This window comes from Pelomonas sp. Root1217 (assembly GCF_001425705.1).
Lineage (GTDB): Bacteria > Pseudomonadota > Gammaproteobacteria > Burkholderiales > Burkholderiaceae_C > Pelomonas.
Genome location: NZ_LMDC01000028.1, coordinates 57,194 through 80,482 on the forward strand (window position 1 = coordinate 57,194; position 23,289 = coordinate 80,482).

13 protein-coding genes and 2 riboswitches are annotated in these 23,289 nt (G+C 69.2%); of the genes, 11 read left to right on the plus strand and 2 right to left on the minus strand.

Features of this window, described 5'->3' with window-relative positions; all coding sequences use genetic code 11:
- From ASC95_RS20390 to ASC95_RS20425, 8 genes are all read left to right on the plus strand, one after another.
- On the plus strand, positions 1-1,332 hold the full coding sequence (locus tag ASC95_RS20390) for a hypothetical protein (RefSeq protein WP_057299560.1): 1,332 nt from the start codon (positions 1-3) through the stop codon (positions 1,330-1,332).
- Entirely contained in the window at positions 1,329-3,284 is a 1,956-nt protein-coding gene (locus tag ASC95_RS20395) for an ATP-binding protein (protein WP_057299561.1), read from the plus strand. Before ASC95_RS20390 ends, ASC95_RS20395 begins: the two co-directional genes overlap by 4 nt.
- Before the next feature lie 5 nt (positions 3,285-3,289).
- Entirely contained in the window at positions 3,290-7,297 is a 4,008-nt protein-coding gene (locus ASC95_RS31510; RefSeq protein WP_057299562.1) for a DUF4157 domain-containing protein, read from the plus strand.
- A gap of 19 nt (positions 7,298-7,316) precedes the next feature.
- The gene (locus ASC95_RS20405) at positions 7,317-7,661 is read left to right on the plus strand and encodes a hypothetical protein (RefSeq protein ID WP_057299563.1); all 345 of its coding nucleotides are present in this window, start codon (positions 7,317-7,319) and stop codon (positions 7,659-7,661) included.
- 87 nt (positions 7,662-7,748) lie between these two features.
- Complete coding sequence (locus tag ASC95_RS20410) at positions 7,749-8,618, plus strand: lysophospholipid acyltransferase family protein (protein ID WP_057299564.1); 870 nt, start codon at positions 7,749-7,751, stop codon at positions 8,616-8,618.
- Complete coding sequence (locus ASC95_RS20415; protein WP_235537995.1) at positions 8,615-9,532, plus strand: aspartyl/asparaginyl beta-hydroxylase domain-containing protein; 918 nt, start codon at positions 8,615-8,617, stop codon at positions 9,530-9,532. Before ASC95_RS20410 ends, ASC95_RS20415 begins: the two co-directional genes overlap by 4 nt.
- A 4-nt stretch (positions 9,533-9,536) precedes the next feature.
- The gene (locus ASC95_RS20420) at positions 9,537-12,110 is read left to right on the plus strand and encodes a hypothetical protein (RefSeq protein WP_057299565.1); all 2,574 of its coding nucleotides are present in this window, start codon (positions 9,537-9,539) and stop codon (positions 12,108-12,110) included.
- A gap of 65 nt (positions 12,111-12,175) precedes the next feature.
- On the plus strand, positions 12,176-15,436 hold the full coding sequence (locus ASC95_RS20425) for an amidohydrolase family protein (RefSeq protein WP_057299566.1): 3,261 nt from the start codon (positions 12,176-12,178) through the stop codon (positions 15,434-15,436).
- Between the two features lie 237 nt (positions 15,437-15,673).
- Here ASC95_RS20425 and ASC95_RS20430 read toward each other — a convergent pair whose 3' ends face one another.
- A complete protein-coding gene (locus ASC95_RS20430; RefSeq protein WP_057299567.1) occupies positions 15,674-16,507 on the minus strand; it encodes a hypothetical protein in 834 nt (277 codons plus the stop codon).
- Between the two features lie 78 nt (positions 16,508-16,585).
- Positions 16,586-16,683: riboswitch (glycine riboswitch) on the plus strand.
- A 32-nt stretch (positions 16,684-16,715) separates the two neighbouring features.
- Positions 16,716-16,830, plus strand: a riboswitch (glycine riboswitch).
- A gap of 27 nt (positions 16,831-16,857) precedes the next feature.
- Between ASC95_RS20430 and gcvT the strand changes: the two genes are divergently transcribed.
- From gcvT to gcvP, 3 genes are all read left to right on the plus strand, one after another.
- Positions 16,858-17,970 carry a glycine cleavage system aminomethyltransferase GcvT gene (gene gcvT / locus ASC95_RS20435; RefSeq protein WP_082568098.1) on the plus strand — a complete coding sequence of 371 codons (1,113 nt, stop codon included), beginning with the start codon at positions 16,858-16,860 and terminating at the stop codon, positions 17,968-17,970.
- Positions 17,971-17,973: 3 nt separating this feature from the next.
- A complete protein-coding gene (gcvH, locus tag ASC95_RS20440) occupies positions 17,974-18,348 on the plus strand; it encodes a glycine cleavage system protein GcvH (RefSeq protein ID WP_057299568.1) in 375 nt (124 codons plus the stop codon).
- Between the two features lie 125 nt (positions 18,349-18,473).
- On the plus strand, positions 18,474-21,362 hold the full coding sequence (gene gcvP / locus ASC95_RS20445) for an aminomethyl-transferring glycine dehydrogenase (protein WP_057299569.1): 2,889 nt from the start codon (positions 18,474-18,476) through the stop codon (positions 21,360-21,362).
- A 58-nt stretch (positions 21,363-21,420) separates the two neighbouring features.
- Here gcvP and ASC95_RS20450 read toward each other — a convergent pair whose 3' ends face one another.
- A complete protein-coding gene (locus ASC95_RS20450) occupies positions 21,421-23,274 on the minus strand; it encodes a diguanylate cyclase (RefSeq protein ID WP_082567979.1) in 1,854 nt (617 codons plus the stop codon).
- Between the last annotated feature and the right edge of the window lie 15 nt (positions 23,275-23,289).

The window sequence follows — 23,289 nt, forward strand, 5'->3', positions numbered from 1 at the left end:
ATGGCAACCGCCGAAGTCACCGTCCAACGCCTGCGGCTGAGGTCGCGGTTGGCGGTGCCCGGCCTGATGACTAAGGTGGAGGACGCGCTGCGCGTGTCGACCAAGCCGCCCGCGCTGTTGAATCGTCTCGTGCTGGTGCGCCGGCTGCGCCTGCGTACGGCCGCGGGCGCCAGTGCGCAGGCGCTCGCCGCGCAACTCGAGCGGGCCTGGCGGCAACTCGCGGCGCAGGCCTGTCCCATCGAGCAGGCGAGCGACACGGCCGAGGCGGTCTGGGCAACCAGCCTGGCGGTGGCGCACCAGGCCTTGCTGCGGCGCTGGCTACGGGGAGAGCCGACCGCGGCCTGGTTCTGGCAGCGGCTGCTTCCGCCCCAAGTGGACACGGCATGGCCGCAGCGGGCCGTGGCACTGATGCTGGCCACCGAAAAAGATATGCCGTCGACGGGTTCTGCCGTCGATCTGCGAAAGCAGGCTTTGCAGGCACGCCTGCTGCTCGAGTTGATCGCGGAACACCGGATGGCGGCGCAGTTCATCGCGGCCATCACCGACGTGCAGGTGCAGGCGGTGCTGAACTTGATCGAGAAGGCGCCGAGCGGAACGCCGGCATGGCGCCATCGGCGACTTCACGCCGCGGCGCGTGCACCTCTGGCGGCGTCACCCGCGCCCAGTGCCGAGACACCGCGCGCCCGTTTGTTTGAGGTGATGACGGGGATGCCCGTCGTCGCTGAAAACCCGGTCATCGAGTGCAGTCCCGCGCATCCAGCCGCGCTCTTGTCGGAGCGCGAACCGACGAAAATCCACACACCGAATCTGGACGGGCCGGCCGTGGCGGCGCCCCATTTCCGAGCGGCCATCGCCACAACGCCGCCTGCGACTCGGGCTGTCACGGCCTCGCAATCCCAGACCGTCCTCGACCCCGGCCTTGCCAGCCCCTGGTCCGGCCTGTGGCTGATGCTGCCCCTGTTGCTGCGCCACGGCCTGGACGATGCCGACGACCCGCTGGCCGCCTGGGCCGGCGCGATGCGAGCGGCGTGCCGGCGCTTTCGCATCCCCGACGACGACCTCATCCACACCGCTGTGGCAGGCCTGGACTTGCCGGCAGCGGAGAGCCCGTACTGGCTGCGCACCGCCCGCCTCGCCGCCGTCCACGACGCTGGCCTGCCGCTGCTGCGCATCGCCCGCCGCCACGGCGCGGCCTGGGTGTCGCCCGAGCGCATCGACATCGAGTTCCCGCCCACGGCGCTGGACCTGCGCATCCGCCGCGCCGGCTTCGACATCAACCCCGGCTTCGTTCCCTGGCTGGGCCGCATCGTGCACTTCCATTACCCGTCGTGAACCCCGCCGACTTGCCGCCCCAACTGACGATGCGCCCGCGCGACTTCGGCCTGGCGGCGCTGGGTGCCTTGCTCATTCATCCGAGCGAACCGACTGCTGCACCCGAGGAGCGTTTTTTGCGCGAGGCGCTGGCCGCCGCGGGCGGCGACGACTGGCGCAAGCACGCGCTGGCCAGCCTGGACAGAGACGCAGCCCTGGCTCGCGCTCGCGACGCCTTTGGTCTGAGCGCCATCGAGACTCTGGTGCTGGCACTGGTCGCCGCCGTGGAAGACGACCCGCTCGCCTGCCGCGTCATCGCCTGGATGCAGGCGCCCCAGGCCAGCCCGCGGCCCGCGCTGGCCCTGCTCGCCCGCGCCTTCGCGCCGCTGCACGAAAGCTTCTCCGACACAGACCCGCAACGCAGCGAGACCACGACCCTGCACGCCTTGGCCTATGGCCGCGCGATGCGCCACGGCCTGCTGCAAAGCGAGGAACCGAACGCCTCACGCCCGTTGTGCGAAACCGCGCTGCGCGTGCCCGCCCCCATCGCCGCCGCGCTGGCCGGCGTGGCTTGCGACTGGCCCGGCGCGCCGACACCCGCGCTCTGGCGCGTCGCCGCCGTCCCGCTGCTCGACACCGCGCTGGCCGACTGGGCCCGCGACCTGGCCGCCATGCCGCGTTCCGGCCTCGTCATCCGCAGCGCCGCGCCCCACGAAGCGCGCGGCCTGGCCGACGCACTCGTGCGCCGCCTCGGCGCCGAGCCGGCCTGGTTCGCCCATGCAGACGCTTTGCCGCCCGGCTCCGAAGCCTGGCTGGTGCTGACCGGCCGCGTGCCCGTCTTCGAGATCGACGGCGCCCCCGGCACCGTGGCCACGTTGCCGGCCCTGGCTGTCTACGACGGCCCGGCGCTGGTCGTCACCGGCCTGGACGGCGGCGTGCGTCGCGACGGCCCGATGGCCGACTGGCGCGTGCCCCTGCCCGACGCCGCCACACGCGCTGCGCTCTGGCATGAGGCCCTGGCCGACGACGTGCTCGCCGCGCAGGCCGCCCAGCGGTACCGCGCCGGCTATGCACAGATCGGCGACCACGCCCGCCTCGCCCGCCTGCTCGGTGCTGGTCAGGCGACGGTCGACAGCCTGCACCGCGCCGCGCTGATGACGCCCTCGGGCCGGGCCCTCGACGCGCTGGCCCAACCGCTGAGCGAATCCGTGCCCGACGCCGCCCTCGTCGCCAGCCCGCAGTTGCGCGTGGAGCTGGAGCGCATCGTGCAGCGCTGCATGCAGCGTGAGACGCTCCATGCCGGCCTGGGCGCCGCCGCGCGCACGCGGGCCTGCGATGGCGTACGCCTGCTGTTCACCGGCGGCTCGGGCACCGGCAAGTCGCTCGCCGGCCAATGGCTGGCCCAGCGCCTGGGCCTGCCGGTCTACCGCGTGGATCTGGCGGCCATGCTGAGCAAGTGGATAGGCGACACCGAGAAGAACCTCGCCGAGCTGCTGGCCCGTGCCGAGCATGCGGACGCCATCCTGCTCTTCGACGAGGCCGACACGCTGTTCGGTAAGCGCACCGAGGTGGCCAGCGCCAATGACCGCTTCGCCAATGCCCAGACCAACTACCTGCTGCAGCGCATCGAGACCCACAGCGGCATCGTCGTGCTGACGAGCAACAGCCGCGCCCGCTTCGACCCGGCCTTTGCGCGACGCCTTGACTTCATCGTCGATTTCGTCGCACCCGACGCCACTGCGCGGCGCAGCCTCTGGCAGGCCCACCTCGGCGAGGCCAGCGACTGCAGCGCCGCCGACCTGAACCGGCTGGCCGCGCTGGGCGACTTCGCCGGTGGCCATGTGCGCAATGCCGTGCTGGCCGCCGCCGCCCAGGCCCGCGCCCGCGGCGCTCGCATCGCCTACGCCGACATCGCCGACGGACTGCGCGCCGAGTACCGCAAGTTGGGGCGCAGCGCGCCTGCGGACCTGTAGCGACCATGCAGGCGCGCACCGCCACCGCACGCACGCCGCGAGGCGCCGCCAGCCGCGGACCGCCGCGAGCACGCGCCACTGCACCAACAACAGCCGCCGGCCTGCCACGCTATCTGCAGGACAAGGCTGGCCGCGGCCAACCCTTGCCGGCGCCGGTGCGCAACGAGATGGAAGGCCGCTTTGGTGCGCCGCTGGCCGACGTGCGCGTGCATACCGATGGCGCGGCAGCGGATTCCGCGGCGGGCATGGGCGCGCGGGCCTACACGGCCGGCAGCGACATCGTCTTTGGCGCCGCGCATTTCGCGCCAGAGAGTGCGGAGGGCCGCGGCCTGCTCGCGCATGAACTCACCCACGTGGTGCAGCAGCGCGGCGCTGGCGTGCCAGCCACCCAGCCCAGCGCGGCCGACGGCGGCGCCCACCACGACAAGGCCGAACGCGAAGCCGAGGCCAATGCGAAGAAAGTGGCCAGCAGCGCGCCGCTGACAGCCAAGGAACAACCCGCGACCGGCGTGCAGCGTTCGGGCGTGCTGGACACCCTCGGCGACGCCGCGGGCGCCGTGGCCGACTTCGGCGGCGATGTCGTGGATGCCGGCGTGGACGCAGCCGGCTCCGCCGTCGAGGCGGTCGGCGAGGCCATCGGCACCATCGCGATGCGCCTGGTGCGCGAAGTGGCGCCCAGCCTGGTGCCCGTCATCGAGCGCGGCCCGATGGCGCTGCTGCGCGACATGGTGTCTTCGGCGCTGGACGGCCTGGCCTCGGTACTCAATGCGCTGGACCCCAGCGGCACGCTGACGGCCATGCTGGGCGTCTTCACCGGCCTGGTCGAGCGCGCCGCTGGCATTGCCGCAGCCCTGCTTTCGGGCGACTGCCAGCCGCTGCTGAACGCCATCGACGAACTGAAGACCTTTGTCACGGAGGTGGCCGGCGAAGCCTGGGACCGCTTGACGACCTTCCTGCAGCCCATCGGCGACTTCTTCACCGACCTGTGGAACGGCTACGGCGCGCCGGCCATCGAGTGGCTGCGCAGCAAGGCCGGTGCCGTGTGGGCGCGCATCGAGGCCTTCGGCACCGACATCTGGAACTGGACCGAGCCGATACGCAGTGCGGTGGGTGACGCCTGGGGCTGGGTCAAGGAGCAGCTCTTCGGCCCGGAGGAGGCTGGCAGTGGCGACAGCTCGGGCGGCATCGTCGGCTGGATCACGACCAAGGCCGGCGAGGCCTGGGACTGGGTCAAGGAACAGACGGCGCCCGTCTGGCAGCCCATCGCCGCCACGGCCCAGAAGGTGGCCGACATGCTGCCGCCGCCCTGGATGCGCAACTTCGGCCAGCAGATGCAGCAGATGTCGACGCAGCTGAATGCCTCGGCCACGGCCATGGAAGGCGGCGACGGCGTGGCCGAGAACCGCGACACGCTGGCCGCCGTGCTGCCGTCGGTCACGCAGGTGATCGGCACGGTGCGCAACGTCATCGTCGACGCGGGCGGCTGGGTGTCGACCAAGGTGGGCGCCCTGGGCAACGCGGTGTCGTCGCTGATGGGCAGCCTGCGCTCCAGCAGCCTGATGGCCATGCTGGCCAATGCCCTGGGCTGGCTGGAGGACGCGGCGCTGCGCCTGGTCAGCTGGGCGGACGAGAAGGTGCGCGGCCTGTTCGACTGGCTGCTGCAAGGCTTCGACGCGCTGACGCCCTTCGTCGAGAACGCGGTGGGCGTGGTGCGCCGGCTGATCGGCGTGGTGGGCGATCTGATGCGCCTGCCCCAGCTCATCCTGTCCAGCGTCTGGGAAGCGATTCCCTGCTGCATCCGTGAGCCGATCAAGAACTTCGTCTTCAACCAGATCCTGGCGCGCATCCCCGTCTTCGGCCAGTTCTTCAGCGACCCGACATTGTGGCCGCGCGTACAGGCCACGGCACTGCGCATCCTGCGCCAGGTGTTCGTCGACGGCGACCTGGCCGGCGCAGCCTGGACCTTCTTCCAGTCGGTGCTGCGCGTGCTGGGCCTGCCGCCGGAGCTGGTGGTGCAGGTGCTGGCCAAGGCCGCCGCGGCCATCGGCGACATCCTGACCGACCCGGTGGGCTTTCTCGTCAACCTGCTGGGCGCCGTGAAGGCCGGCTTCGGCCGCTTCTTCGAGAACATCGGCACCCATCTGCTGAATGGCGTCAGCGGCTGGCTGTTCGGCCAGGCCGAGTCCGCCGGCATCACGCCGCCGCGCGACTTCTCCATCGGCTCCATCTTCGGCTTCGTGCTGCAGGTGCTGGGCATCACCGTCGAGCACATCTTCGAGCGGTTGGCGCTCAAGCTCGATGCCGCCACCGTGCGCCGCCTGCGCCAGATCATGAATCTGGCGACCGGCGCCTGGCACTTCCTGTCCATCCTCATCAACGAGGGGCCGGCAGGGCTGTGGGTGGAGATCCAGAACCAACTGTCCAACCTGTGGGACCGCGTGCTGGACGGCGTCATCAGCTGGGTGACCGACGCCATCATCGGCCGTGCCACGCGCTGGCTGATGAGCCTGCTGGACGTGACCGGCATCATGCCGGTCATCAACACGCTGGTGGCCGTCTACAACGCCATCGAGTCCTTCATGCAGTACCTGCGCGAGATGCTGGAGATCGTCTCGAAGGTGCTCGACGGCATCCTGGACATCGCCCACGGCGCCATCGACGGCGCGGCCGTCTTCCTGGAGGACGCGCTGGACCGCGCCATGCCGGTGGCCATCGGCTTCCTGGCCAACCAGTTCGGCCTGGGCCGCATCGGCGAGCGCATGCACGAGCTGCTGGAGACGGTGCGCGCGCTGGTCGACCAGGCCATCGACTGGCTGATCGACCGCGCCATCGAGCTGGGCCAGGCCTTCATCGCGATGGCGCGGCGCGGCGTGGCGGCGGTGCGCGACGCGGCCAGCGCCGTCGTCGGCTGGTGGCGGCGCCGCTTCGGCTTCACCGACGAAAACGGTGAAGGACATGAGCTCTACTTCACCGGCGAGGGCCCCACGGCGCAGCTGACCATCGCGTCGACCCCGCAGTCCTTCGGCGCCTTTCTCGATGCGCAGGCCGCCGGCGCCAGCGCCGCCAAGCAGACCAAGATCGCGCGGGCCCGCGGCCTGTATGCCGATCTGCTGCGCGTGCAGCGCACCGCGGCGCCCCCGGCGGCGGACGGTTCCACCACCACCCCCGGCGCCAACGCCGAGGCCGAGGTGGTGCTGCTGACGACCCAGCTGGTCGACCTCGCCAAGGAGATCATGGGCGGCGGTGCAGGCGCGTCCACGGCGCCGGAGTATGGCGACCTGGAGTCGGGCATGGGGCACTCGGTCACGGTGGAGAGGCTGAGTGCCGTGCACCCACCGGGCAGCGAACCCAGCGTGTCGGGCGGACTGTGGGAAGCGCTCGGACGGCGCCGCCACGGTGGCTCGACCTACTACATCATGGGCCATCTGCTGAACCACCACCTCGGCGGCACCGGGGCCTCCTGGGCGAACCTGACGCCGCTGACAAGGTCGGCGAACAGCAGCATGTCGGCCGGTTTCGAGGAGCACGCTAAGACCCGCGTGCATGGCTCGCCTGCTGTGCCGGTGCGTTTCGAGGTCAGGGCCACCTTCGGCCGAGATGCACGCGCCGCCGACCAGGCGCGCCTGCGCGCCACCGGCAACCCGGATGACGCCGTGATCGCCGACATCATCCAGGCGGAAAGGGCCGTGCCTCGCACCGTGACAGGTACGGCCACCGACCTGTCGACCGGCCAGCCCGGCTCGCAGGTGCCGCCGCTGAGCCTGACCAACACGGTGGACGAGAACGTGGACAACTACGCGCTGTCCGATGCGCCACGCGCGCCGGCCTATGTGAGCGAGATGTCCGCGGCCGAGCTGATGCGCCTGCCGGGCGTGGACGCGGCCATGGCCCAGCGCATCAACGCCGGCAAGCCCTACCGGACGCAGGCGCAATTCGACGCCGTCGCGGCGCCCAACAACTGGGACAACGTCGTCGCGACGACGGCATTCCGATTGCGCCTGTACCGGCGCTGAACCTGCCCTGGAGCTGGCCATGAATCCAAATTCCATCAGCCACCGCGCTCTGTCCGAACCCTGCAGCTTCGCGCTGCTGCAATGGCCGGCGCTGATCGGCCTGCTGGCCATCGACCAGCCCGGCCTGCCGTGGCTCGCGCTGCGCGTGCTGCTCGGCCTGTGGCTGGCGGCCATGCTCATCGCCAGCTACGCCGGCGGGCGTGGTGCGGGCTTTGGCAATGCGATGCTGCTGCAATGCGGCCTGGTCGTGGCGGCGTGGTGGATGCATCCGTCAGCGTGGGCCTATGCCTGGCTGGCGGCCATCCCACTGCTGCTGCTGGCGGCGCAAAGGCTGCGCCTGCGGCGGATGGCGCTGACGGCCTGAGACAATGGCCGGGCGCCAGCAAAGCGCACTTCGCCCCTAAGTGATTGTTTTTAAAAGGAATGCCTTGAATAAACGGCAGGAAACATCGTGGGCCTGAGGCTTCTTGTCGGTTTTGTCTGGCTGCTCAGCTGGCTGCCGTTCCGCGCTATCGCGGCCCTGGGCTGGCTGATTGGCAACGTCGTCGCATCGATGCCGTCGTCACGCCGGCACATCGGTGAAGTCAACCTCAAGCTCGCGCTGCCGGATTGGACACCGGCAGCTCGCCGCCGCCTGCTGCGCCAGAATTTCGTTGCCATGGTGCAGATGCTGCTGGAGTACGGCTATGGCTGGTTCGCTTCGCGCGAGCGCCTGAAGCGCCTGGTCCGCATTCAAGGCCTCGAGAACCTGCGCGCGTTGGACGGGCGCAATGTCATCCTGATGATGCCCCACTTCACCGGCCTGGACCTGGCCGGCCTGCGGGTGTCGCTGGAGACGCCGCTGGTCAGCATCTACTCGGTTCAGAAGGACCCCTGGCTGGACGCGTTCTTTCGCGCCAAGCGGCTGCGTTTTGGCACCGGCATCATCTTTGCGCGCCAGCAGGGCACGCGGCCGACGCTGCGGGCGCTGAAGGAGGGCTACCGCCTCTACTACCTGCCCGACCAGGACTTCGGTCACCGCGACTCGGTCTTCGTGCCCTTCTTCGGCGTGCCGGCGGCCACGATCGGCGGGCTGTCGCGCATGGCGGCCGTCACGAAGGCGGCGGTATTGCCCTGCTACCCGCGCCGGGAGGCCGACGGCTATACGCTGGTCATCGAGCCGCCGCTGGAGAATTTCCCGACCGACGACATCGTGGCGGACGCCACCCGCATGAATGCCGTCATCGAGGCCCAGGCGCGCCGACAATTGCACCAGTACTTCTGGCTGCACAAGCGCTTCAAGTCGCGCCCGCCCGGCGAGGCAGACTTCTACGCCAAATGACCCACGACATTCCCTATATCAAGCTGCTCATCGTGGCGGTCTTCATCGCCAGCACGATGTACGTGCATTTCCGCGGCCGGGTGCGGCTGCGCTTCTTCCGCCAGTTGATGGATCACTCCACCTTCATGGCGCCCATCAACTGCCTGATGTACCTGTTCTCCAGGCTGCCGGCCAAGCCCTATCTGCCGGTGGCCGGCTTCCCGGAGCTCAAGCTGCTGCAGGACCATTGGCAGGACATCCGCGCCGAAGCTCATCTGCTGGCCCAGGCCGGCGAGATCAAGAAGAGCGACAAGTACAACGACGCCGGCTTCAACAGCTTCTTCAAGACCGGCTGGACGCGTTTTCACCTGAAGTGGTATGGCGACGCGCATCCGTCGGCGCGCGAACTCTGCCCGGTGACGACCGGGCTGCTGCAGCGCATCCCGACGGTGAAGGCCGCGATGTTCGCGGCGCTGCCGCCGGGCGGGCGCCTCGTCACCCACCGCGACCCGTTTGCCGGCTCGGTGCGCTACCACCTCGGCCTGGTCACGCCCAACAGCGACAGCTGCTTCATCTCGGTCGACGGCGAGCGCTACAGCTGGCGCGACGGCCAGGGCGTCATCTTCGACGAGACCTACCTTCACTACGCCGAGAACCAGTCGGACGTGATGCGCATCATCCTGTTCTGCGACGTCGAGCGGCCGCTGAACAACCCGGTGGCGCGCTGGTTCAACCATTTCATCAGCCACACGCTGATCCGCGCCGCAGCCGCCCCCAACTCCGACACCGACAAGACCGGCGGCATCAACAAGCTGTTCGCCTATGTGCAGCAAGTGCGCATGTTCGGCAAGCGCATCAAGGCAAGGAGCCGCTTCGCCTACTACGGCCTGCAGTGGCTGATCTTTGGCGGCTTGTTCGTCTGGTGGCTGTTCTGAACCCATGCTCCGGCTGCGCCTGCTCGGTGGTTTCGAGATCGAGCGGGCCGGCCGCGTCGAGCTGACGCGCCTGCCCAGCCGCGCCAGCGTGCTGCTGCTGGCCCGCCTCGCGCTGGCGCCCAGGCGGCAGCATCCGCGCGAGGAGCTCGTCGAGCTGCTGTGGCCGGGTGTCGAACTGGACGTCGGCCGCAACCGGTTGCGCCAGACCCTGTCCACGCTGCGCGCCCTGCTCGAAACCGACGAGGCGCCGCTCTTCAACGCCGACCGTCTGCAGATCTCGCTGGTGCCCGGTTCGCTGGCTTCAGACGTGCACGACTTCGAGGCAACCCGTCTTACCTCCCACTACGGCGGTGAACTGCTGCCCGGCCATTTCGACGACTGGGTCGTCGCCGAGCGGCATCGGCTGGCGGCACTGGCTGACGACCTGCCCGCCGAGCCGCCGTCGGTGTTGCACTTCGTACCGCCCCCCGCGCTGGCTTCGTCCGCCACCAGCCTGCCGCGCTATCTGACGCGCTACTTCGCGCCACCGGGCCGGCTCGAGGCACTCGCCGCCCAGTGGCCTGAAGCGCGCCTGTTGACGCTTATTGGTCCCGGTGGCGTCGGCAAGACGCGGCTGGCGGTGGAGTTGGCCTGGCAGCAGTTCAAGCAGCTCGACTGGAGCTGCGGCATGGCAGCCCTGGCCGAGGTGCGTGACGAGGCCGGCCTGGTGGCCGCGCTTGAGCGTGCCCTGACCATCACGCGCGGCGGCGGCTGGCCGGCCATCGAGGCCGCACTGCAAGACCCCGGCGGCCTGCGGTTGCTGGTGCTGGACAACGCCGAGCAGGCCCTCGGCGTCGTCGCCCAGGCCGTGCAGCGGCTGCTGGCGCAGGCGCCCACGTTGTGCCTGCTCGTCACGTCCCGGCATGCGCTGGAGGTGGACGGCGAAACCCTCGTCGATGTAGCGCCGCTCGCAAGTGCTGAGAATTCGGCCCAGGACACCGCCCAGGCCCTCTTCATCGACCGCGCCCGCGCCGTGCGGGCCGACTTCCATGCCAGCCGCGACAACCAGGCCGCGCTGACCGAACTGATCCGCGAGCTTGAGGGCCTGCCGCTGGCGTTGGAGCTGGCGGCCGCCCGCGTGCGCAGCTTCTCGCCGGCGCAGATGCTGGCGCAGTGGCGCGACCCCGGCACGCAGGCCGCGCCACTGCCTGCCTGGCTCGCCAGTCCGACACGAGCGCCACGCCACGCCTCGGTGACGGGCCTGCTGGACTGGAGCCTGGCCCTGCTCGGCCCCGAGCCGCGTGCCCTGCTGCAGCGCCTGGCCGCCCTGCCCGGTGCTTTCGCCTGGGCCGACGTCGCAGCCCTCGGCGGCACACCGGCATTGCTCAATGAGCTGGCCAGCCATTCCCTGTTGCAGGCCGGCGGCGATGCCGAGCCTCGCTACCGCATGCTGGAATTGCTGCGCCGCGGGGTGCTCGCACGCGTGGACGCGGCCGAGCAGCGCGGTGCGCGCGGCACGCTGCGCGTGGCGTTGCGTGACTGGGCGCTGGCGCTGGGCCTGCAGGCGCCGATCACGGCCTGGGCGCCACGGCGCGAGCAGGCCCGCGCCCTCATCGCCAGTGCCGTCGACGATGGCGACGCCACCGCGGGTGTGCGCCTGGCGCTGGCCATGCGTCCCTGCTGGGAAAGCGATGGCGTGGACCGCGCGCTGGTGGACCAACTCGGCTTGCTGCTGCAACACGCACCCGCCTCCGCCGGCCATGAGCTGCGGGCGCAACTGGCCTTCACGCACGGCGACCGCGCCCTCGCGCTGGCCGAGGCCGAGCGTGCGCTGCAACTGGCTGGCAGCGATCCCGCCGCCCGCGCACCGGCCCTGGTACGCCGTGCCTGGGTGCTGCTGGCCGGCGACAACCGCGAACAGGGTCAGACCCGCCCACTTGAAGAAGCCATCGGCCTGGCCCGGCGCGTCGGCGACGTGGCCACCGAGGCACGTGCCTGGCAGCAGCTTGGGGCAATAGCCGTGTCGCGTGGCCAGCCCGCGCAGGCCGAGGCGCTGTACGCCCGCGCCCAGGAGCTGTGGGAGGCGGTCGGCCACTCGCGCCAGGCCGCCGCAAGGCTGCGCAACCGCGCCCAGTGCCTGATCGAGCTGGGCGACATCGCCACCGCGCTGGGCTGGATCACGGCCTGCCAGCGGCTGGCCGAGGCCGATGGCGACGGCGTGGGCCAGCTCGACGCGGCCATCTCGCTCGCCATGATCCACGAAGCCCGCCGCGACTGGCCGGCCACGCTCGCGGCGGCTCGCCAGGCCTTGCGCATCGCGCATGGGCGTCAGCATCTGCACGCGCGGGCCTTGGCGCTGCAGCTCTTCCCCCGGCCGCTGGCACGGCTGCGCCAGCCCGAGCAGGCGCTGCAGCTGGCGGCCTTTGCCGAGCAGTACTGGCAGCACCATCTGGGCGCCCTGGGCTCGCGCGAAGCCCGCGCGCTGGCGCGTGTGCGCCGCCTGGCCGGCGCCCAACTCAGCCGCGATGGCGCCAAGTTGGCCTGGGCCTCCGGGCAAACCCTGAACCTCGCAGAAGCCCTGGCCTTGGCTGGGGCGTGACGAACGGGCGGGCAAGCCACCCTTCGCTAGCATCGAAGGTTTTGGTCTTCCCAACACCTGCCTCCATGCACCGTCTGAACGCCGCCCCCGCCCTGCTGCTGGCCGCAGCCCTGGCCGCGCACGCGCAAGAAGCGCCCAAGCCTGCCGCGCCGGCCGCGTCCGCGGTCTGGAATGTCAACACGCCGCCTGGCGTGGCCAGGACGGCCAACATCGATGTGAAGACGGGCACTTGGATGAGCGTGGACGTCAGCCCCGACGGCAAGACGGTCGTCTTCGACCTGCTCGGCGACCTCTACACCCTGCCCATCGGCGGCGGCGAGGCCAAGGCCCTGACGCATTCGATCGCCTGGGAACACCAGGCCCGCTTCTCGCCGGACGGCAAGCAGATTGCCTTCCTCAGTGACGCCGGCGGCGGCGACAACATCTGGGTCATGAACGCCGACGGCAGCGGCACCCGCGCCGTGACCAAGGAAGACTTCCGCCTGCTGAACAACCCGGTCTGGCACCCCAGCGGCAAATACCTGCTGGCGCGCAAGCACTACACCGGCACGCGCAGTGCGGGCTCGGGCGAGATCTGGCTCTTCCACGTCGACGGCGACGCGGCCAAGAACAAGGGCGTGCAGCTCAACGAGAAGCCCAACTGGCAGAAGGACCTGGGCGAACCGGCGGTGTCGCCGGACGGCAAATACCTGTACTACTCGCAGGACACGACACCCGGAAAAACGTTCGAATACAACAAGGACAGCAATGGCGAGATCTACAAGATCTACCGCCAGGACCTGAACGACGGCTCGGTCGAGGCCTTCGTGCAAGGCGCGGGTGGCGCGGTGCGGCCCACGCCCTCGCCGGACGGCAAATACCTGGCCTTCGTGCGCCGCGTGCGCAACCAGAGCACGCTGTTCCTGAAAGACCTGAGCACCGGTGTCGAGCGCCCGGCCTGGAGCGGTTTGTCGCGCGATCTGCAGGAGATCTGGGCGATGTGGGGCGTGTATCCCAGCTTTGCGTGGATGCCCGGCAGCAAGGAGATGGTCGTCTGGGCCGAGGGCAAGATCTGGCGTGTCGACCCCTTCAAGGGCACGGCAGCCGACATTCCCTTCCACGTGAAGGACACGCGTGAGTTGCGCGAGCCGATGCGCTTTGCGCAGGCCGTCGCACCCGAGAAGTTCGCCGTGCACCAGCTGCGCGGCGCCCAAGTCTCGCCGGACGGCAGGCGCGTCGTCTACTCGGCGCTGGGCTCGCTCTACGTCAAGGATCTGCCGGACGGCACACCTCGTCGGCTGACCAGGCAGGACGGGTCGTTTGAATTCGCCCCGAACTGGGCGCGCGACGGCAAGAGCCTGGTCTATGCCACCTGGCGCGACGACACCCAGGGCACGATTCGCCGCCTGGACATCGCCTCCGGCAAGGAGACCATCCTCGTCAAGGAGCCGGGCAAGTACCTGGAGCCGCGCCTGTCGCCGGACGGCAGGCAGGTGGTCTACCGCAAGGTCAAGGGCGGCGGCCTGACCAGCCCCTGGCACAGCCTGGACACCGGCCTCTACCTCGCCGTGGCCGATGGCTCCGGCAAGCCCGAGCGCATCAGCAAGGAGGGCAGCGGCGCGCAGTTCGGTGCGAAGAGCGACGAGCTCTTCTTCACCAAGACGAGCAGCACGAGCGAGGTCGAACAGCGCTTCTCGCTGACGCGCCTGAACCTGCGCGACCGCAGCGAAACCGAGGTGGCGCGCAGTGACGCGGCGGCCGAGTACAGCGTGTCGCCCGACGGCCAGTGGCTGGGCTTTGTCGAGCGTTACCACGCCTACGTGATGCCGCTGCCGAATGTGCAGGGCCAGTCCGGCAAGACCATCACCGTCGGCGCCAAGATGGACGCGCTGCCGGTGCGCCAGCTCGACGTCAACGCCGGCTCGGCGCTGCACTGGAGCGGCGACAGCAGGAAGCTGCATTTCACGCTGGGCAACGAGCTCTTCACCGCCAATGCCGAAGGCAAGGACAAGACCACTGCGCAGAAGATCGGCTTTGAGCAGGCCAGCGACAAGCCCAGCGGCAAGATCGCGCTGACTGGCGCCCGCATCGTCACGATGAAGGGTGATGAAGTCATCGAGGGCGGCACGGTCCTGGTCGACGGCAACCGCATCGTGGCGGTCGGCAAGGGCGTCGCGATTCCCGCGGACGCCAAGCGCATCGACGCCAGCGGCAAGACCATCGTGCCCGGCTTCATCGATGCCCACTGGCATGGTTCCATGAATGACTCGGGCCTGATCCCGCAGCAGAGCTGGGTCAACCTCGCCTCGCTGGCCTTCGGCGTGACGACGCTGCACGACCCGTCCAACCTCAGCTCGGCCATCTTCACGCAGGCCGAGATGCAGCGCGCCGGCGTCGTGCTGGGCCCGCGCATCTACTCGACCGGCACCATCCTCTACGGTGCCCGCACGCCCTTCTATTCCAACGTCAACAGCCTGGACGACGCGCTGACCCATCTGAACCGCCAGAAGGCCGAAGGCGCTATCAGCGTCAAGAGCTACCAGCAGCCGCGCCGCGACCAGCGCCAGCAGGTGCTGGAGGCCGCACGCCAGACCGGCATGATGGTGGTGCCCGAAGGCGGCTCGCTATTTCAGCTGAACATGAGCATGATCGTCGACGGCCACACGACGGTGGAGCATGCGCTGCCGGTGGCCGAGGTCTGGGACGACGTCAAGCAGCTGTGGAGCCAGACGGCAGTGGGCTACACGCCGACGCTGAACGTCGGCTACGGCGGCCTGGACGGAGAGCACTATTGGTACGCCCGCACCGACGTCTGGAAGCACCCGTTGCTGAGCCGCTATGTGCCGCGCACGGTGCTGGAGCCGCGCTCCGTGCGCCGCGAGACCGCGCCCGAGGAGGACTTCAACGTGATCCGCGTGGCCCGCACGGCGACCCAGCTGTCACGCGCCGGCGTCAACACCTCCATTGGCGCCCACGGCCAGCGCGAGGGCCTGGGCACGCATTGGGAGATGTGGATGTTCGTGCTCGGCGGCATGACCCCGCATGAAGCCCTGCGCACTGCGACCATCAACCCGGCACGCAACTTCGGCTTCGACAAGGACCTGGGCTCCATCGAACCCGGCAAGCTGGCCGACCTGGTCGTCATCAACGGCAACCCGCTGGCCGACATCCGCCAGAGCGACCGCATCGCCCAGGTCATGCAGAACGGCCGCCTGTTCGACGCGATGACGATGAACCAGGTCGCGCCTATTGCCAAGGCGCGCAAGCCACTGTTCTTCGAAGGCGCCGATGGCCAGACCATGCCCATCGACAGCGAGGCCCTGGAGTCGGGCCACCTCGGCGACTGAAATGGCGCCCCTCGCCCGGTCTGGCCGCGCTGAACGCGTGTCCGCCCGGGCGGTCTTGCAGACCGCGCTGCGGCAGTGCCGCAGCTCTTCGGCAGGCACACCGCGCCCACTGGGCGCGCCATGTCCGGCCTCAGCCCCCAAGGGGACGGCGATGCTTGGCGGATTGACCGCCAAGCACATCGCCAGCGCGGGCCGGCTAGGGAGCGGCCCGGCGCTCGGCCCGCCGGAAAGAACATCTCAGGACTGGCGCATCCTTCTCGCCAGCAGGACTGAAGCGCCGCACAGCGCCAGCACCAGCGTGCCCGGTTCGGGCACGGGGGCCGCCTGCAGGTAGTTGAAGCCCGAGCCCGAGGTCAGCGTCACCTGGCTTTGCGGCACGCCGTTCAGCGAGACCGTCATGCCGCCCCAGCGCAGCGTGTGCCCCAGGTCGAAGGCCGCCGTGGCCAGGGCGCCGCCCTGACCGTTGTATGAGGTCTGGGCCGAGGCTTCCAGCTCCACATACAGAGGCAGCATCTGGCCGGTGTTGATGGTGGCCATGCCGTGCAAAGTGCCGATGGGGTCCCCCACATAGCCGTGGATGGCCAGCGTTGGGGAGTTGTTGTACAGATGCCCCCCGGCACCCAGGTCGAAGGCGCCGCCACCCATGTCGGCGCGCACCTGCCAGTTCGCCGCAGCCTCATTGGACGCGCCGACACTGAAGCTGCCACTCAGCAGCAGATCGAATTGCACGACCACCTGGGTGCCCGCGGCAACCCCGGCCAGATCCAGCTTGAAATCGTCGCGGAAGGTCGCCCGGGCCAGGCTGTTCAGGCTGCCCGTCGAGGTGCCGTCCATCTTCAGGGTGCCGGCCTGTGCGAAGGCATGGGCGGCGCCGCTGGAATTGAAGCCGCCGGTCACGAGGCCGCTGCTCAATTCAGCGGTGCTGGGCTGGGTCAGCAAGGTATTCACCGGGCCGGTGCCGCCGAAGAAATTCGGGTTCACACCCAGCTGCACCGTGACACTGGTGACGGCTCCTGCGGGGGCCGCCAAGGAGGCAATCGCTAGGGCAAGCGCGGCGCGAATGGGCAACATGGCGGTCTCCTCATAAATGATGGCCGCGAGTCTGCCCCTAGCTGCTTGCGCGGACAGCCCCCTAGATGTGCATAGAATCCTCACTCGTCAGGAGAGCGCCCCGCTGAAGTTGGGGGCCGCCGAAGGCGCAGGGTCTAGCGATCCGAACGCTCAGGCAAAAGGACTGACAAACGTCTTGAGTGGGCGCCACCAGTGGCAGACACTCCCGACGTTCCTCACTGGAGAGAAGCCGGCCCTGGAGCCGGCTCACCGAAGGGGCAAGCTTGCGCGGGACTGCCAACCGCCTTGTCAATCTCTCAGGTACCAGGGACAGCGAGGACATCCAAACCCGAATTTCGTCGGAGCACTTGATGTCCTCTTTGCTGCAAACGCCCCTGCACGCCCTTCACGTCGAACTCGGCGCCAAGATGGTGCCCTTCGCCGGCTACGACATGCCGGTGCAATACCCCGCCGGCGTGATGGCCGAGCACAAGCACACGCGGGCCGCCGCCGGCCTGTTCGATGTGTCGCACATGGGCCAGGTGCGCCTGGTCGGCTCGGATGCCGCCGCTGCGCTCGAGACCCTGGTGCCGGTCGATATCGTCGACCTCGGCGTCTTCAAGCAGCGTTATGCCCTCTTCACGAACGACCAGGGCGGCCTGCTGGACGACCTGATGGTCTGCAAGCGCCCCGACGACCTGTTCGTGGTGGTGAACGCCGGCTGCAAGGAGCAGGACATTGCTCACATGCAAAAGCACATCGGCTCGCGCTGCGAGGTCATTCCTGTGCCTGAGCGCGCGCTGCTGGCGCTGCAAGGCCCGCTGGCCGTCGACGCGCTCAGCCGCCTGATTCCCGGTGTCGAAAAGCTGACCTTCATGACCGGCGGCTTCTTCTATGTCGACGGCATTGACTTCTTCCTGACCCGCTCTGGCTACACCGGCGAGGATGGCTTCGAAATCTCGGTCCACCAGGATCACGCGATCGCCTTCGCCCGCAAGCTGCTGGCGCAACCCGAGGTCAAGCCCATCGGCCTGGGTGCGCGCGACTCGCTGCGCCTGGAAGCGGGCCTGTGCCTCTACGGCCACGACATCAACGAGACGACCACGCCGGTCGAAGCGTCCATCACCTGGGCCATCCAGAAGGTGCGCCGCGCCGGTGGCGCGCGTGCCGGCGGCTACCCCGGTGCAGCCGTCATTGATGAACAGCTCGCCAACGGCGCCGCCCGCAAGCGCGTGGGCCTGGTGGGCAAGGAGCGCATGCCCGTGCGCGAGGGCGCCAAGATCGTGTCGGCAGACGGTACCGAGATCGGCGCCGTCACCAGCGGCACACTGGGCCCCACGGTCAACCAGCCGGTGGCGCTCGCCTACCTCGACAAGGCCCACACCACCGTCGGCACCGAAGTCTTCGCCGTCGTGCGCGACAAGCGCACGCCGATGGTTGTTTCCGCCACCCCCTTCACCCCCAACCGCTACTACCGAGGCTGAACGATGAGCATCAAGTACACCCCCGACCACGAATGGCTTAACGTCCACGGCGACGGAACGGCGACCGTCGGTATCACCGTGCATGCGCAGGATGCGCTGGGCGACGTGGTCTTCGTGGACCTGCCTGAAGTGGGCAAGACCTATGCCGAGAAGGAAGTCGCCGGCGTCGTCGAGTCCGTCAAGGCTGCGGCCGACGTCTACATGCCGGTGGACGGCGAGATTACCGAGGTCAACGAAGCCCTGCGCGATGACCCGGCCCTGGCCAACACCGACCCGCTGAAGGCTGGCTGGTTCTTCAAGGTCCGCTTGAGCAACCCCGCCCAGCTTGACGCGTTGATGGACTCGACCGCCTACGACGCGCTGTTGAAGACGCTGTAGCCCTCCGCAGTTCAATAAATGCAACCACAGAGGCACGGAGGCACAGAGCAACGCCAGAGATGAGTTCTCTGTGTCTCTGTGCCTCTGTGGTTGCATCTGGTTTTCCCTCTGCCAAAAGATCCGCCATGCCGACGCCGCTTTCCCATCTCGAAGACGCCTCCGAATTCCACGCCCGCCACATCGGGCCGGATGCCGTCGATGAATCCTTGATGTGCGCCGCCGTCGGCGTGGCCGGCCGCACGGCGCTGATCGACGCGGTCGTGCCCAAGTCCATCCGCCGCGCCCAGGACATGAAGCTGCCTGCGCCGATCACCGAGGCAGGCGCGCTGGCTGAGCTGAAAGCGATCGCCAGCAAGAACAAGGTCTACAAGAGCTTCATCGGCCAGGGCTACTACGGCACCCACACGCCGGGCGTCATCCTGCGCAACATCCTCGAGAACCCCGCCTGGTACACGGCCTACACGCCCTACCAGGCCGAGATCTCGCAGGGCCGCATGGAAGCCATCCTGAACTTCCAGACGATGGTGACCGACCTGACCGGCATGGACATCGCCAACGGCTCCATGCTGGACGAGGCGACCTCGGCCGCCGAAGCCGTCACGCTGGCCAAGCGCGGCGTGAAGAGCAAGAGCAACACGCTGATCGTCGCTGGCGACGTGCACCCGCAGACCATCGAGGTCATCCAGACGCGCTGTGCGCCGCTGGGCATCGAGGTCAAGGTCGGCATGGCGCCCACGCTGATGGCCGAGAACGACTACTTCGCCGTCGTCTGCCAGTACCCCAGCACCACCGGACTCATCCACGACCTGAAGGCATTTGCCGACCAGGCCCATGCCAAGCAGGCCGCCTTCATCGTCTGCACCGACCTGCTCGCGCTGACCCTACTGGTGTCGCCCGGCGAGTTCGGCGCCGACATCGTCGCCGGCAACAGCCAGCGCTTCGGCATGCCCATGGGCGCTGGCGGCCCGCACGCCGCCTTCCTGGCCTGCAAGGACGAATTCAAGCGCTCCATGCCGGGTCGCCTCGTCGGCGTGAGCAAGGACGCGCAAGGCCACCCCGCCATGCGCCTGGCGCTGCAGACCCGCGAGCAGCACATCCGCCGCGAGAAGGCCACCTCCAACATCTGCACGGCCCAGGTGCTGCCGGCCGTCGTGGCCAGCATGTACGCCGTCTATCACGGCCCGCAAGGCCTCAAGCGCATCGCCGAGCGCGTGGCCAGCTACACGGCCATCCTGCACGCCGGCCTGACCCGCATGGGCGTCAAGGTCGTCACGCCGCATGTCTTCGACACGCTGCTGGTCGAGTGCGATCCCACCCCCGTCATGGCCAAGGCCGTGGCCGCCCAGGCCAATCTGCGCAAGATCAGCGACAAGCATGTCGGCATCGCGCTGGACGAGACGACGACGCGTGCGGACATCGAGGCCATCTGGAGCTGGTTCGCGCCTGCTGGCGCCACCGTGCCGACGGTGGCCGAATTCGCTGCCGGTGTCGACAGCCTGATCCCTACCCAGCTGCGCCGCAGCAGCGCCTACCTGACCCACCCTGTCTTCAACACCCACCACAGCGAAACCGAGATGCTGCGCTACATCCGCAGCCTCTCGGACAAGGACCTGGCGCTGGACCGCAGCATGATCCCGCTGGGCTCCTGCACGATGAAGCTCAACGCCACGGCCGAGATGATTCCCATCACCTGGCCGGAGTTCGCGGGCGTGCACCCCTTCGCGCCGCAGGACCAGCTGGCCGGCTACACCGAGCTGGACCAGCTGCTGCAGAACTGGCTGACCGAGTGCACCGGCTACGCCGGCATCAGCCTGCAGCCCAACGCCGGCTCGCAGGGCGAGTACGCCGGCCTGCTGGCCATCAAGGCCTGGCATGAGTCGCGTGGTGAAGCGCATCGCAACATCTGCCTGATCCCCGAGAGCGCCCACGGCACCAACCCGGCCTCCGCGCAGATGTGCGGCATGCAGGTCGTCGTCACCAAGTGCGACAAGGAAGGCAACATCGACCTCGCCGACCTGAAGGCCAAGTGCGAGCAGCACGCCGCCAAACTGGCCGCGATCATGATCACCTACCCCTCCACGTATGGCGTGTTCGACACCCACGTGAAGGAGATCTGCGCGATGGTGAAGGCCCATGGCGGCCGCGTCTACGTGGACGGCGCCAACATGAACGCCTTGGTCGGCGTGGCGGCGCCCGGCGAGTTCGGCGGCGATGTGTCGCACCTGAACCTGCACAAGACCTTTTGCATCCCCCACGGCGGCGGCGGCCCGGGCGTCGGCCCAGTCTGCGTCGTCGATGACCTCGTGCCCTTCCTGCCCGCGCACCGCACCGCGGGGCTTGGCAAGGCGACCAACATCGGCGCCGTCTCCGCCGCGCCGCTGGGCAATGCGGCCGTGCTGCCCATCTCGTGGATGTACATCCGCATGATGGGCGCCGAGGGGCTGAAGAAGGCCACCGAGGTCGCCATCCTGTCGGCCAACTACGTCGCGGCCCGACTGTCGGACCACTACGACATCCACTTCAGCGGCAACATCGATGGCGTCAAGGGCGGCGGCGTGGCCCACGAGTGCATCCTGGACCTGCGCCCGCTGAAGGACAGCTCCGGCGTCAGCGCCGAGGACGTCGCCAAGCGTCTCATCGACTACGGCTTCCACGCGCCGACGCTGAGCTTCCCGGTCGCCGGCACGCTGATGGTCGAGCCGACCGAGAGCGAGAGCCGCGCCGAGCTGGACCGCTTCATCGACGCGATGATCCAGATCCGCCACGAGATCGCCGACGTCGAGTCCGGCAAGCTGGCCCGAGAGGACAACCCGCTGGTCAACGCGCCGCACACCTCGATGGTGGTCAGCGCCACGGAATGGGCCCACGGCTACAGCCGCGAAGCCGCCGCCTTCCCGCTGCCCTCGCTGCGCCGCCAGAAATACTGGTCGCCAGTGGGCCGCGTGGACAACGTGTGGGGCGACCGCAACCTGTTCTGCAGCTGCGTGCCGCTGAGCGAGTACGAAGAGGCCTGAGGCTCAGGCCATGCGGGTTCGCTGGTATCGGAAGACAGACGACGACCAGGTCCCCGTTCTAGCCCTCGTGCGCCAGCTGCACCCGATCGCGGCCGGCTGCCTTGGCGGCATAGAGTGCCGTATCGGCGGTCTGCACCAGCAGCTCCGGGCGGCGATCGGAACCGGGCACTTCGGCCGCCAGCCCGATACTGGCCGTGACATGACCCGTGGGGCTGGCCGGATGCGGCAGTGCCCGCGCTCGCAACGCGGCGACGATGCGCTCCCCAAGCGCCTGCATCCGATCGCCGTCGGCACCGGGCACGATGAAGGCGAACTCCTCGCCGCCGTAGCGGGCCACCAACTCACCGCTGCGGCGGCCGATGGTGTCGATCAGCACGGCCGCGATCTGGCGCAGGCAGTCGTCGCCAGCGACATGACCCATGGAGTCGTTGTAGGCCTTGAACAGGTCGGCGTCGAGCAGCCCCAGGCCGAGCGGCTGGCCGGCCCGCTGGGCGCGCGCCCATTCGGCAGCCAGCACCGCGTCGAAATGCCGGCGGTTCGCCAGGCCGGTCAGGCCGTCGGTCTGGCTCATCAGTTCGAGCTGTCGGTTGGCCGCCTCCAGCGCAGCGGTGCGCTCCAGCACGCGCGCTTCCAGCACACGCTCGCTGTCGGTCAATGCCTGCACGCGGGCCTGCTCGGCCTGCAGCGCGCGCGCCTGGGCCTGCTCCTTGTCGGCGCGCATGTGCGCATAGCGGTCGGCCAGCGCCAACGACAGCAGCAGCAGGTCAACCGCCGAGCCGATCTGGGTGCCTGCACTGGTGATCAGGTTGCTGGGCAGCACGCCCAGGTTGCGCATGTGGCCCAGCAGCACGGCCACCAGCAGCACGCTGAAGGCCACGACGAAGAAATAGGCACTGCGCTGGCGCTGCAGCGTGCCGGTGATGCCGCAGGCCAGCAGCAGCGCGGCCGTCGTGGCGCTGCAGATGGCCCAGAACGGCGCCGTCTGCGCGAACCAGGCCATCAGCAACGGGATGAGCAGCACATTCAGCCCGATCAGCGCGCGCAGCCCGAGGTCCAGCCGTGGCATGGTCTGCGGCGTGCGCAGCATGCGGCGCGAGAACATCATCAGCGCGATGGCCGCCACCGAGCCGGGCACGTTCACGCCGCGCTGCTGCCAGTAGGCTGCGTCCGGCCACAGGAAGTTGGTGCCGATGCCGGTGAAGCAGGCCAGCGCTGCCGCGATGCTCCCGGCGAACAGCACATACCAACCGAACGACGCGTCGCGCAGCAGCAGGAAGATCACCAGGTTGTAGAGGCCTACGGCCAGCGCCAGCCCGAAGTACAGCATCTGTACGGCCAGCCGGCGCTGGTCGAAGTGCGGGAAGGCGTCGGCGCGCCACAGCCGGGCCGGCACGATCAGGGAGTTGGCCGACGCCACCCGCAGCACCAGCGTCCGGGTCTCGCCCGGGGCCAGCGTGATTGGCACCGCGAAGTTGCCGCCCGGCCAGAGCCGCTGCGCAAAGGGGCGTTGGTAGCCGAGCTCATGCCTGATGGCGGTGCCGTCCGGCGCGAGCAGCATCACATCGAGGTATTGCAGCAGCGGGTAGCTGATATCCAGCATGGCCTGTGCCGGCTGGCTGCCGTCGTTGCGCAGCGGCAGGCGCAGCCAGACCGCGGCCCCGGTGTAGCCGAACGACACGGCCTCGCCGCTGGACGTGCTGGGCTGCCAGTCGCTGCGGGCCGCGGCCGCGAGGTCCAGCTCACGGCCCGGGTCCTGCAGCACCTCCCAGTGCAGCCCGAGCGCCAGCCCATCGGCCGGCAGCGCCTGCAGGTCGACGCCACCCGCCCAGGCGGCTCCCGACAGCAGCCACACCATTCCCGCCGCCCACCACCGCCAGGCTCGCTGGCGCCCACCCAAACACCTCTTCAGCATGGGGCGGGAGTGTAG